Below are 12442 nucleotides of genomic sequence, written 5' to 3'. Positions count from 1 at the left end.
GGTGGACACCCTTGCCTTGAGCTATGTGCTTGGCACTATTAACCCACACTCGGGACTTTCACCCGTTAGACTGCGCCCATGCCGGGCGCACCTAAAACGAGCCAGTTAAAAAATCAAATTTTCTAACTGACTCTTTTTTTTATATCATTGTGCTTTTATAACAGCAGTTTTCATTTCTTTTACATATTCACCGACCGGCTCAGCTGCATCCCTGCCATACTCAGCAATCATTTTAACAATGGCACTGCCGACAATAGCAGCATCCGCTGTTGCGGCGGCCTTTTGCGCCTGCTCCGGTGTAGAAATACCAAAACCAATGCCTATTGGCAAATCAGAATTTTCCCGGATAATTTTGACGATACTATCAAGGTCAGTCTTTATTTCACTGCGCACACCAGTAACACCTAGTGACGATACCAGATAAATAAAGCCCTGTGCTTCTTTGGCGATCATTGCTACTCGCTGCTTAGATGTTGGCGCAATAAGTGAAATAAGCGCTACATCTTTGGCATTGGCATAAGACAATAATTCATCTTTTTCTTCATAAGGAATATCGGGAATAATAACGGCATTGATATCTACTTCTTTACATTTAGTAAAGAATTTTTCCTTGCCATAAACATATAGTAAATTGGCATAGGTCATAAATGCCAAGGGGATATCAACTTTTTCCCGCACTTTTTTGACCATGGCAAAAATATCATCAGTAGTAACGCCATTATCCAATGCTCTTTTGCTGGCCTCAGCAATTACCGGACCTTCAGCTACCGGATCAGAAAACGGAATACCGATTTCAATTAAATCGGCGCCATTTTGAGCCATAGCTATGATAATTTTCTCGGTAGTTTCTAAATCCGGATCACCTGCCGTTATAAATGGAATAAAAGCCTTCTTATTTTTTAAAGCGTTTTGCAATTTAGTCATGTAAATCAATCCCCCTATAACGTGCTATTGCTGCCACATCTTTATCGCCGCGACCTGATAAACAAATAATCATAATTTTATCCTTATCCATCTTTGGTGCTATTTTTAAAGCATGCGCTACAGCATGCGAACTTTCAATTGCTGGAATAATTCCTTCGACTTTTGATAAATATTCAAAAGCATTTACAGCTTCATCATCGGTTACTGACACATATTCGGCTCTGCCAATATCATGCAGATAAGCATGTTCCGGTCCGATTCCCGGATAATCAAGTCCTGCCGATATCGAATAAACCGGTGCGATCTGTCCATATTCATCCTGACAAAAATATGATTTCATGCCATGGAAAATACCTTCTGTTCCCGTTGCCAATGTTGCGGCATGCTGCCCTGTTTTAATACCACGACCGGCTGCTTCACAGCCGATAAGCCGCACATCCTGGTCGCCAATGAAATCATAGAACATGCCGATAGCGTTACTGCCACCGCCGACACAAGCCATTACCACGTCGGGCAGTCTGTGTTCTGCCTGTAAAATCTGCTGCTTAGCTTCCTTACCGATAACACTTTGGAAGTCTCTGACAATGGTTGGAAACGGATGTGGTCCCATAACTGAGCCTAATACATAATGCGTATCATCAATACGTTTAGTCCATTCTCTTAATGTTTCATTTACGGCATCCTTTAATGTTTTTGTCCCACTGGTAACAGCATGCACTTTTGCTCCCAAAAGTTCCATGCGATAGACATTGAGCTTTTGTCTTTCCGTATCTTCTTCACCCATAAATATTTCACATTCCATACCCATAAAAGCAGCTGCTGTTGCTGTTGCCACACCATGCTGTCCGGCACCTGTTTCGGCAATAACTCTTTTTTTGCCCATTTTTTTAGCCAGCAGCACCTGCCCCAAAGCATTATTTATTTTGTGGGCACCGGTATGATTTAAGTCTTCACGTTTTATATAAATTTTAGCTCCGCCCAAGTCTTCAGTCATATGCTGGGCATAATACAATAATGATGGGCGTCCGGCATAATTTTTTAATAAATCTTCAAATTCAGCCATAAACTGGGCATCATTTTTATAGTACTCATAAGCTTTTTCTAATTCTATTACTGCATTCATTAATGTTTCGGGAATATACTGCCCGCCATGAATGCCAAATCTTCCTTTTGTATTCATCTTAATCTCTCCATTATCGCCATTATTTCATTAATTTTTTCACTGTCTTTATTACCATCTGTTTCCACTGTACTATTGATATCAACTGCCCAAGGAGACAAGCGCCGCACTGCCTTAACGATATTTTTACTACTAAGACCTCCCGCCAGCACAAATGGCCGTTGACAATTCTCTAATACTGACCAGTCAAAAACTTCACCTGTACCGCCAGCCACTGCTGGGCGATATGTATCAAATAACAATTTATCCGCACCCGAATTTTGCCATTTTTCTATTTCCCTGATATTTTTTACCCGTACTGCCTTCCAAATATCAACTGCTGTATTTTGCCGCAGCTCTTCTATATATTCTTCGGTTTCATTGCCATGCAGCTGCACGACATCAAGCTGTATCGTTTTTATGGCAGTAATTACATTTTCTAATGCTTCATCAACAAATACGCCCACTGTTTTAATCTGTGGTTTTAATTTGTCTTTTAACTGTCGTGCTAATTCCACAGTTATCTGCCTTTTGCTCGGTGCTAAAATGAAACCAATATAATCCGGCTCTACTTTATTTATAATTGCAACATCAGCCTGACTTTTTATGCCGCAAAACTTTATCTTAGGCACTTGAATTTTGCCAAACAGCTCTGCCAATGCCGTAACTTTATCGGTACTTCGCATAAAAGTTTCCCCGATTAGTGCTGCCTGCACATTATGCTGGCGCAAAGCTTCTATATCCTGCGCTGTCTTTATGCCGCTTTCCGATACAAAAATAATATCATCCGGCACATACTCACGCATTCTTATACTGTTATTTATATTTACGGTAAAATCACGTAAATCACGATTATTTACCCCGATTATACGAGCCTTCGCAGCCAAGGCTTTTTCTATTTCATCTTTATCATGTGCTTCAACAAGACAGGAAATCCCGAGTTCATCGGCAATTGTCCGAAAACGTAGCAATTGCTCAACCGACAACAACGCACATATCAATAATACTGCACTGGCCCCCAATAAATATGCTTCATATATTTGATATTCATCGACTGTAAAATCCTTGCGTAATACCGGTATATCTACTGCCTGCGCGATTTCTTGAAGGTAAACATCACTACCAAGAAAACATTCCGGCTCCGTCAGTACAGAAATAGCAGTTGCTCCGGCTTTTTCATAATCCTTAGCTATCTGCAAATAAGGAAAGTCTTCAGCAATAATGCCCTTTGATGGAGATGCTTTTTTTACTTCACAAATAAATGATATATCTTTTGTCTTCAGCATTTTCTCAAACAAAAATGCCTGCTTATTTTCTTTTTCAGCTGCCTGTCGTTTCAGCTGCTCCAACGATATTTTTTTCTTGCAGGCCTCGACCCGTTTACGCGTACTGTCTGCTAATTTATCCAATATCATCATTTATACCTCATTTGTCGCTGCAATAAATTCCGTTAATTTTTGCTGTGCTGCACCACTATCAATAATTTCCGCTGCCTTGTTTATTCCAGCCGCCAAGTTTTCTGCTTTGCCGGCCAAATATATTGACATACCCGCATTTAAAAGCACCGCATTTCGTTTAGCACCCTGTTCACCCTGCAGAATTTTCTTAGTTATAATGGCATTTTCTGCTCCGTCACCACCTACTAAATCACTTAACTTAGCATAAGTAAAATTGTAATCAGCCGGGTCTATTTCATAATCACTGAATTTACCATTATTAATTTCACAAACAGTTGTTTTTCCACAAGCTGTTATCTCATCAAGGCCATCACCATAAACCACTGCACCACGTTTAACCCCCAAATTGTTCAAAACTCTGGCCATTGGCTCTACCAGTTTTTTATCATAAACCCCCATAAGCTGAATACTGGCAGCGGCTGGATTGCTCAGCGGCCCCAATATATTAAAAATTGTCCTGATGCCGAGTTCTTTTCTGACCGGTGCGGCATATTTCATCGAAGAATGATAAACAGGTGCATACATAAAACACATACCCACATTCTTTAATATCGATTCATTTTTCTCCGCTGTAAGCTCCAGTTTTACTCCCAATGCTTCCAAACAATCAGCCGCGCCGCATTTACTCGATACGCTCCTATTGCCATGCTTGGCTACAGCAGCACCAGCGGCAGCAACTACTAATGATGCCGTAGTAGAAATATTAAAAGTATTGGCTTCATCCCCGCCAGTTCCAACTATTTCCAAAACGTCAGTATTATGATGCTGTACTTTTAGTCCCTTGCTGCGCATAGCTGCGGCACAAGCTGTTATTTCCTCAACAGTTTCACCCTTTAAACGAAGTGCCGCTAAAAAGCCGCCAATCTGGGCATTTGTGGCCTGTCCTTCCATTATCTGCAACATCGCTGCATTAGCTGAATCATAGCTGAGGTTTTTTCCATTTACAATTTCATAAATAGCTTCTTTTATCATGCCTGTGCACCGCCTATCTGTAAAAAATTTTTCAATATAATCCGCCCCTGCGGCGTTAAAATTGACTCGGGATGGAACTGCACGCCAAATATCGGATACTCTCTATGGCGCAGTGCCATTATCTCACCATCATCACTTTGCGCTGTCACTACTAATTCATTTGGTAGTGACTCTTTTTCAACTGCCAGTGAATGATATCTGGCTGCTGGAAATTTTTCTGCCAATCCAGCAAATATCGGCATATCCGCAATAATCTCAATCATACTTTGCTTGCCATGCATAATTTTCTTAGCATAAGTAACCTTAGCCTTAAATACTTCGCCAATAGCCTGATGTCCCAAACATACTCCAAGAATTGGTATCTTATACCCAAGTTTTTTTATTACCTCTTCGCAGATACCTGCATCAGCGGGACGCCCCGGCCCCGGTGATAAGACAATCTGCTGCGGTGCCAGCTGCTCGATTTCTTCAACGCTCATTTCATCGTTTCTTATTACTTTTATATCAGCACCAATTTCGCCTAAAAGCTGATACAGATTATAAGAAAAACTATCGTAATTATCTATTAATAACAACATCAGCTTTTAACCTCCTGTGCTTTTTCAATCGCTTCAATCATTGCCCTTGCTTTATTACATGATTCCATATATTCCGTTTCCGGTACACTATCATAGACAACGCCGCCGCCCGAACGTACATATACCTTGCCGTCATAAGCTGCCGCCATACGGATACCAATGCATACATCCATATTGCCAGTAAAATCTATATAGCCAACTGCCCCGCCATAGATTCCCCGCATACTTTTTTCCAGTTCATGCAGTATTTCCACGGCCCGTACTTTCGGCGCGCCTGATAATGTTCCTGCTGGCAGCGTTGCGGCAATAGCATCAAGAGCATCTTTATCTTTTCTGATTTGTCCTGTTACCGTTGAAGTTATATGCATAACATGGGAAAATCGCTCTATCTTATGGAAATTCTCGACTTGTACTGTGCCAAATTCACTGATTTTCCCTAAATCATTGCGGCCTAAGTCGACCAGCATATTATGCTCAGCTAATTCCTTTTCATCGGTAAGCAATTTTTCTTCAAGAGCGCTATCTTCCTCTATGCTCTTGCCCCGCGGCATTGTTCCGGCAATCGGGAAAGTCGATAATTTTCCATCAGTCAATTTTACCAATGTTTCGGGTGATGCCCCCGTTAGCTCTATTTTCCTGCCACTAAAATAAAACATATATGGTGAAGGATTAGTTGTTCTAAGTACCCGATAGGAATTTAATAAACTGCCGCTAAAATCAGCCTGCTGTCGATTTGATGGTACTGCCTGAAATATATCGCCTTCTTTTATATATTCCTGTGTTTTTCTTACCATCGCCGCATATTCATCTTTTGATAATTCACTGCTAAAAGCACTTTGCAGCTGTCCGGCCTTTTCCTGATAAGGTTTGCCATTTTCTACTAAATCAGCTAATTTATCTAATTCTATTTGAGCTTTTTGATAATTCTCTGCCAAATTATCGGTACGAATATTTACAATTAAAAATATCTTCTGCTGTAAATTATCAAAAGCAATTATTTTATCGAAAAGCATTAAATCGACATCATTAAGTTCTTGTTTTTTTCCGGCAAAATCAAGTTTCTTTTCACTGTAGCGAATATATTCATAAGCAAAATAACCGATTAGTCCACCTGTAAGCGGCGGTAAATATGCTAAGCGCGGACTTTTATAATCCTGTAATATCTCACGAATCTGTTCTGCCGGATTATCGGTATAAAAACTTTTACTGTCTTTACCGCTTTTTATCGTCATTTGATGGTTTTTACATTTAATCTCTAATGATGGTTCAAATCCCAGGAATGAATAACGACCCCATTTTTCACCGCTCTCCACACTCTCTAATAAAAAACAGCAGTCACTGACATTTTTTAAAGATTGTAATACAGCTATCGGTGTTTTTATATCGGCAAATAATTCCCTGCTTACCGGCACAATATCAAACTCCGCGGCCATTTCCTGTAATTCTTCTAATGTTGGTTTATACATAGTCATTTATATCACCCTTTCATGCAATAAAAAAATACCCGCCCTAAGACAAAAATAAATTTGTCAAGGACGAGTATGTTATTTCACTACTCGCGGTGCCACCTTGCTTGGAATAAAAATTCCCTCTTAAATGCAGGATACCAACATATCCCTCACAAATAACGCATGTGCTACGTCATAGAATACTCAGTAATCTAAGATTACCTTTGGCTATGCCCTCTGTGGTCCATTTAATACTCTGCGTTCTGCCGCATCCCAGCAACGACGGCTCTCTGTAAGTGCACGATGTATTTTTATCTCCACATCAATGGTTTATTTAGGCGAATATTAATTTTGTGATTATTTTACTATTCTCTTGTAAAGTTGTCAAGTATTTTGTTGATTTATTTTGTCGTCAGTAAAAATTTCTGCTATACTATAAGCAATATATTAGTCAACTAGTGAGGAACGACAATGTCAAAAGAATTCGATAATAAAGATTGTGACACCTGTGAGATTTACCATATCCATCATGACATGGTAAATGAATCAAAATTAAATCTGCTTGATAATACAACAACCCTGCGGTTAGCTGAAACCTTTAAAATTTTAGGCGATCCTACCCGCATAAAAATTCTTACCTTGCTATCCGACAACGAAATGTGTGTATGTGATATAGCTGAAGCCCTGCAAATGGGGCAATCAGCCATTTCACACCAGCTGCGCATTTTGCGCGGAGCCCGTCTGGTAAAATTTCGTAAAGAAGGCAAGGAAGCCTGGTATTCACTTGATGATGACCATGTTGTAGTATTGATGAACCAGTGCCTGCAACATATATCTCATTCTTAAGCAAGGAGTTATTATGGACAAAACAGTAAAATTACTATTTGGCAGCATACTATTTTTTATTGTTCTGAGCACAACCACTACTGTAATGGCTGCCCCCATATTAAAACTGCATAGTCAGGGACATGACGTCCGTCTTTTACAACAAATGCTGCAAAAACAAAATTACGGTGTTAGAATCTCAGGCATTTTTGATATTTCTACACAAGAATTTGTTAAACAATTTCAAAAAGATAATCATCTTGCCATTACCGGTGCTACAGATAGGCAAACATGGGACTTACTTGAAAATCCAACAATAATTTCATCCCCAGCAATAACTCTACCGCCTTCCAGCAGCAGAGTTTCTACTCCTGCTATAAAAACACCTCTGCCGATTAGACATCAATCGCCATCCATAGGAATAAAACCTACCAGTAGCCAAAATGATGATAATATTGCTGAAATACGGGCAATAACGCCCAAAGAATCCGCGCCATTTCTCCCTGCTAAAAAAGCTGATGATATAATATCTACTGCCAAAAAATATATTGGCACACCTTATGTATATGGTGGTGAATCCCCTAAGGGCTTTGACTGTTCGGGCTATCTGCAATATGTGTTTAAAAAAAATAACGTAAATCTGCCGCGCACTGCTGATAAGCAATATGAGTTGGGCAAGAAAGTTCCTGTCAAAAAACTTCAGCCTGGCGATTTAGTTTTTTTTGCCACTGATGCCAAAGAAATAAGCCATTGCGGTATTTACTTAGGTCAGGATGAATTTATTCATTCATCCAGCAGCCGCGGTGTTCGTATTGATAAACTTGATAATGTTTACTGGCAAAAATATTTTGTCAGCGGCAAACATATTATTCGGTAGTATATTCCCACCATTTTAAAAGTATTATAATTCTCGTTACAAAATAAAAAATGCTTTATGTGCCCTGTAGATTTCAGGTCATCATAAAGCATTTTTTCATTTACTTGAATTCATTATCTCGGCCATAGTAGTATTTATCTGCTGTTGAATATTTTGTATCTCATTTTGCATATTACGCAGAATTATTTCTTTAGAATCATCCTGCACCTCATTGCGCATCGTCTGCATTTCCTTGCTTATCTGCTGTAATTGTCCACGTAAAAATTTTATATGATGTCTTTTTACAGTGAAATCAGAAACCTTCTTTTGCTGTGGCACAGTATTTTCATCATCGGCTGCATTCAACTTTTTTTGGGTAAGCTTATCTATTAATTTTGTATAATCATTATCCTCGATATTATTATTTATAGTCTCATTATTAACTGCTTCTGTTGCTTTATTTTGCTTGCTGCTTACGTTATTTGTCGACACAGTCTTTGTGTTAGTACTATTATCCGCAAGTGCGGCCATATTAATAGCCTGCTCTGCTATATTTTTATCCGTTTCAGCTTCTGTATTCGAATAATTAACTTCGTTTACAAGCGTATGCCACCTATTTTCCTTATTTTGCGAGCTGTCAGCCTCTCCATTATCGCCTTTTTCCAGTTTCACTACATAGTCCGGATTTTCTACTGCTTTATCTGCTTTATTAATTACACTTTCCGCAACATTTTGATTGCCATTTTTCAGTGCGCTTGTTACATCATTTACCTTCATGGTAGATTACACTCCTTGCTATCATTCATACAGTATTTACTTTTAATAAAGAATACTATTATCTTCAATATACTATTTTTGATTATTAATTGCAATAATCAAAAAATTGTAAATGATTACTGTTGTAAAAAGCAGGTATTTCCACCATTTATTTCAAATATATAAAAGATAAATCTTTTCTTATAAACAAAGGAGTGTTTTTATGTCGATAATACATCGTAATCAGAAAAGTTTATTTAATAATAGCCCCAATGCATTACATTCAAAAAACAATATCCTAAATTCCAATCTTTTTACCTCACTGGGGCAAAAAACAACTGCCTACAGTATAGATATCGGTAATAATAAATCCAGCGAACAAAACAATTCCGCTCAAAAGCATACTCAACTTTTAGCCCAAGCTGCTATACAGCAAAAAAAGATACTACCGTATTCACCTGAGCAAAGCAATAATAAGCCCACTATCTCCTTATTTAACTTACTATACACAGCTTCTTCTGCAAGTAAATCTACTACAGCTGCACTGTCAAATACAAATATTGAAAGCTTACAAGCAGCTTTTGACTCAAATGAAAATCCTATTATCAATGTAACTGCCACAGGACAAAAGCCGGAAAACGATGGCATCTCATTTTCGTTCACCATTGATAATAAAAACATCACTATCAACTACGACAGTTCTCTTTGGGACAATAATAGCGTAAATTTGCAATATACTTTTGCCGATAAAGATATTACAGCTCTTTTTCAAACAGATGAAAATAATACTTCCAATAGTGCTTTAGCTGCAATTGCCGCTACTTTCAATGATACTATTACCTGTTCTAAATCAGCTGACCGTGAAAATATATCTACTAGTGCCAAAACTATTTCAGCAAATTCTTTTTCCTGTCAGATAAATATATACAATCGCCATTCTGACATACGTGATTTTTTGGATAACCTGCCTTCTACAAAAAAAGCTTTAAATAATGACAAGGAAGTACAAAAAGAACCGACTAAACTATCTGCATTCGATTCTAGTAAATTACTCGATTACATCACGGGAAAAGATGTGTTGCTAAACCAAACGGACTTAGATTCATCCACTAATGATAATAATAAAAATGACCCTAATATCATTACTGCCGAATCATTATTAAAGCTTGGCACTAAACAATCGTTTAAAATTGCTATACGTAAAATCCTTACCAATCTCAACAATGACCCAATTGCTGCTTTTACAACAATCCCTGCTCAAGGAAAAGTCTTAGATATTAAATCTGCAACAGCACGCTTTAATATTTTTTTGCATTCATTACTTGATGATATAAATAGTTATATGTAGCAATTATTATGATAAAATAAACATAGGTCAATTAAACTATAAAAGGACGGGATATAATGGATAATATTGAATATATCTGGCATCATACTGCCAATAACGGTCATATAAAACGTGTCTTTCCATCCAATATCAATAAGGATATTTACACTATACTAAATAAAATATTTAAAAACAGCATCGTCAATAACAGTACTACCTTTGAATTTAATGACAATACCTATTTACTCGATACAGTTCTTGACAATAAAGGACTTATGAGTCGCTTATCGCTATTAGAAAATGATAAAGAAGTACCATTTGCCGAAATTGCCTGCAGTGATGTTGACTATACAGTATATAGTGAATTGAAATCACTTGCTAAACAGCTGAATATCGAACATACTTTTGGCAAGCCAAAACTGCCTTATGCTTCAGAATTGCTTTTACCCGCAGCGCTTGCTGCTAAAGAAACGATTAGCTGGCTGCCTGACTTTACCTGCTGCTTGGGCCTAATGGGTATTCTTGGCGATGATTTTTAAATAACTGATAAAAAAAGAACTGATTCTAGAAAGTTTTATTTTGAACTTTCCAGAATCAGTTCTTTTCAATTTCATCATATATAACATCAATATTTTATACAACCAGCACCTCAATATCCTTTTGCATTAATTCATCCAATGTATCTTTAGCTATTTTATCATCCGTAATAAGCAATTGAGCTTTGTTTTTTATATTTAAAGGAATTGTACTATGTAAATTAAATTTTTCACTTTCAGTAAGAATTACTAATTTATCACAAGAATTTGCCATATCTCGAACGGCTTGTGCCCTCATCTGATCCTTATTAGCGAAACCACTACGGCTATTATATCCATCTGTACCAATAAAAAACAACTCAACATTATAGTTTTCAGCATCAGTGCGAACCATTGGCCCAACAAGACATTCAGAATCAGTTTGATAAAGTCCTCCCAATATAACAATTTGAAAACTAGACTGTCGCTGGCGTAAACTCCTTGCAATATATGTACTATTAGTCACAATCGTTAAATTCTTTTTTGTAGCAGCAAGCTCTAATGCCAACAAAGCACAACAACTGCCGTTTTCAATCATGATCGTATCTCCGTCATTAACTAATTCTACCGCACGCTTGGCTATTTTCATCTTTGAAGCATAATGATACGCCAATCGTCCGGTTATGTCATCTTCATTATGTAAAATAGCATATCCATGTTCGCGCTTAATCATCCCTGTAGTTTCAAGCTTTGTTAAATATTTACGTATTGTTACCTGGGAAACATTCAACTTTTTAGATAACTCTACTACATCTATTTTTTTATAAGTAAGTGACATACTCCCACCACTTAATGCCTATGGCATTTGAAGTGTGGACTTCTTGTTCGATACGACTAACTAATGTCGTAAGCATAAGCAAGCTAACCCCGTGTGCCCCACGGTTTATATAATTAGGCAGACAATATTCTTCTGCCTTCTTCACGAATGTTTATGGCGGCATTTATATCTCTGTCATGCTGCGATTTGCATTCAGGACATTCCCATTGTCTTATAGCAAGGTCTTTTGTGTCACTATTTTTATATCCGCATACGTGACAAATCTGGGAACTTGGATAAAATTTATTGATCTTAACTAATTTCTTTCCACGTTCTTCTAATTTGTATTTCAACATACTTACGAACATTCCCCATCCATTGTCAGCAACAGATTTACCGAATTTTAATGACTTTGCCATACTCTGCATATTTAAGTCCTCTATGCAAACAGCATCATAACTATCAGCTAACCAATATGAACGTTTATGCTGAAAGTCTTTTCTTTGATTTGCTATTTTTTCATGTAGCAAAGCTACACGTTTTCTTTGTTTTTGTCGATTATTGCTACCTTTTTTACACAATGATAACTTTCGTTGCTCTTTAGCTAATTTCTGTAGTGATTGACGATAAAAGCGAGGATATTGAGGACTTATACCATTAGAAGACACAAAAAGTTCATGCATAGAAAAATCCAATCCTACGATTTTGTTAGGTGTAATTTCTTGTACTTGGTTATCATACTCAAAAAGAACACTTACAAAATATTTATTGGCAGGATTTTTAGATATAGTAACTGTTTTTATCTTCC

The 12442-nt window shown here is 37.6% G+C and carries 13 protein-coding genes; 4 read left to right on the top strand and 9 right to left on the bottom strand.

Features of this window, described 5'->3' with window-relative positions:
• Positions 1-144 precede the first annotated feature (144 nt).
• The 6 genes from trpA to trpE are packed head-to-tail and all read right to left on the bottom strand — an operon-like array spanning position 145 to position 6562.
• Positions 145-924, bottom strand: a complete 780-nt coding sequence (gene trpA, locus HNR32_RS12895; protein WP_183863311.1) for a tryptophan synthase subunit alpha — start codon at positions 922-924, stop codon at positions 145-147.
• Positions 917-2104 (bottom strand): tryptophan synthase subunit beta, encoded by a 1188-nt coding sequence (gene trpB, locus HNR32_RS12890; RefSeq protein ID WP_183863309.1) that lies wholly within the window; start codon positions 2102-2104, stop codon positions 917-919. Before trpB ends, trpA begins: the two co-directional genes overlap by 8 nt.
• The gene (gene trpCF, locus HNR32_RS12885) at positions 2101-3501 is read right to left on the bottom strand and encodes a bifunctional indole-3-glycerol-phosphate synthase TrpC/phosphoribosylanthranilate isomerase TrpF (protein WP_231038136.1); all 1401 of its coding nucleotides are present in this window, start codon (positions 3499-3501) and stop codon (positions 2101-2103) included. Before trpCF ends, trpB begins: the two co-directional genes overlap by 4 nt.
• Entirely contained in the window at positions 3502-4512 is a 1011-nt protein-coding gene (trpD, locus tag HNR32_RS12880; RefSeq protein WP_183863307.1) for an anthranilate phosphoribosyltransferase, read from the bottom strand.
• Positions 4509-5090 (bottom strand): anthranilate synthase component II, encoded by a 582-nt coding sequence (locus HNR32_RS12875; protein WP_183863305.1) that lies wholly within the window; start codon positions 5088-5090, stop codon positions 4509-4511. Before HNR32_RS12875 ends, trpD begins: the two co-directional genes overlap by 4 nt.
• A complete protein-coding gene (gene trpE / locus HNR32_RS12870; RefSeq protein ID WP_231038135.1) occupies positions 5090-6562 on the bottom strand; it encodes an anthranilate synthase component I in 1473 nt (490 codons plus the stop codon). Before trpE ends, HNR32_RS12875 begins: the two co-directional genes overlap by 1 nt.
• A 447-nt stretch (positions 6563-7009) precedes the next feature.
• Here trpE and HNR32_RS12865 point away from each other — a divergent pair, with 447 nt between their 5' ends.
• Both HNR32_RS12865 and HNR32_RS12860 read left to right on the top strand, forming a co-directional pair.
• On the top strand, positions 7010-7384 hold the full coding sequence (locus tag HNR32_RS12865) for an ArsR/SmtB family transcription factor (protein ID WP_183863303.1): 375 nt from the start codon (positions 7010-7012) through the stop codon (positions 7382-7384).
• Positions 7385-7397: 13 nt separating this feature from the next.
• Positions 7398-8240, top strand: coding sequence for a C40 family peptidase (locus HNR32_RS12860; RefSeq protein WP_221300629.1), 843 nt, complete (start codon positions 7398-7400; stop codon positions 8238-8240).
• Positions 8241-8336: 96 nt separating this feature from the next.
• Here HNR32_RS12860 and HNR32_RS12855 read toward each other — a convergent pair whose 3' ends face one another.
• Positions 8337-8996, bottom strand: coding sequence for a hypothetical protein (locus HNR32_RS12855; RefSeq protein WP_183863301.1), 660 nt, complete (start codon positions 8994-8996; stop codon positions 8337-8339).
• A gap of 202 nt (positions 8997-9198) precedes the next feature.
• On the opposite strand from HNR32_RS12855, the gene HNR32_RS12850 reads away from it, so the two are divergent.
• Both HNR32_RS12850 and HNR32_RS12845 read left to right on the top strand, forming a co-directional pair.
• Positions 9199-10323 (top strand): hypothetical protein, encoded by a 1125-nt coding sequence (locus tag HNR32_RS12850; RefSeq protein ID WP_183863299.1) that lies wholly within the window; start codon positions 9199-9201, stop codon positions 10321-10323.
• A 56-nt stretch (positions 10324-10379) separates the two neighbouring features.
• Entirely contained in the window at positions 10380-10841 is a 462-nt protein-coding gene (locus HNR32_RS12845; protein ID WP_183863297.1) for a hypothetical protein, read from the top strand.
• 94 nt (positions 10842-10935) lie between these two features.
• On the opposite strand, the gene HNR32_RS12840 is transcribed toward HNR32_RS12845, so the two are convergent.
• Both HNR32_RS12840 and HNR32_RS12835 read right to left on the bottom strand, forming a co-directional pair.
• On the bottom strand, positions 10936-11655 hold the full coding sequence (locus HNR32_RS12840; RefSeq protein WP_183863295.1) for a DeoR/GlpR family DNA-binding transcription regulator: 720 nt from the start codon (positions 11653-11655) through the stop codon (positions 10936-10938).
• Between the two features lie 113 nt (positions 11656-11768).
• On the bottom strand, positions 11769-12442 hold a 674-nt coding region (locus HNR32_RS12835; RefSeq protein ID WP_183863293.1), incomplete at its 5' end, for an RNA-guided endonuclease TnpB family protein.

The organism is Pectinatus brassicae (assembly GCF_014201835.1).
Taxonomy (GTDB): domain Bacteria; phylum Bacillota; class Negativicutes; order Selenomonadales; family Selenomonadaceae; genus Pectinatus; species Pectinatus brassicae.
This window is presented reverse-complemented; position numbering and strand designations above follow the sequence as displayed.

Coding starts and splice junctions, on each gene's coding strand:
- trpA (WP_183863311.1), bottom strand. CDS start 924: ATGACTAAATTGCAAAACGCTTTAAAAAATAAGAAGGCTTTTATTCCA.
- trpB (WP_183863309.1), bottom strand. CDS start 2,104: ATGAATACAAAAGGAAGATTTGGCATTCATGGCGGGCAGTATATTCCC.
- trpCF (WP_231038136.1), bottom strand. CDS start 3,501: ATGATGATATTGGATAAATTAGCAGACAGTACGCGTAAACGGGTCGAG.
- trpD (WP_183863307.1), bottom strand. CDS start 4,512: ATGATAAAAGAAGCTATTTATGAAATTGTAAATGGAAAAAACCTCAGC.
- HNR32_RS12875 (WP_183863305.1), bottom strand. CDS start 5,090: ATGTTGTTATTAATAGATAATTACGATAGTTTTTCTTATAATCTGTAT.
- trpE (WP_231038135.1), bottom strand. CDS start 6,562: ATGACTATGTATAAACCAACATTAGAAGAATTACAGGAAATGGCCGCG.
- HNR32_RS12865 (WP_183863303.1), top strand. CDS start 7,010: ATGTCAAAAGAATTCGATAATAAAGATTGTGACACCTGTGAGATTTAC.
- HNR32_RS12860 (WP_221300629.1), top strand. CDS start 7,398: ATGGACAAAACAGTAAAATTACTATTTGGCAGCATACTATTTTTTATT.
- HNR32_RS12855 (WP_183863301.1), bottom strand. CDS start 8,996: ATGAAGGTAAATGATGTAACAAGCGCACTGAAAAATGGCAATCAAAAT.
- HNR32_RS12850 (WP_183863299.1), top strand. CDS start 9,199: ATGTCGATAATACATCGTAATCAGAAAAGTTTATTTAATAATAGCCCC.
- HNR32_RS12845 (WP_183863297.1), top strand. CDS start 10,380: ATGGATAATATTGAATATATCTGGCATCATACTGCCAATAACGGTCAT.
- HNR32_RS12840 (WP_183863295.1), bottom strand. CDS start 11,655: ATGTCACTTACTTATAAAAAAATAGATGTAGTAGAGTTATCTAAAAAG.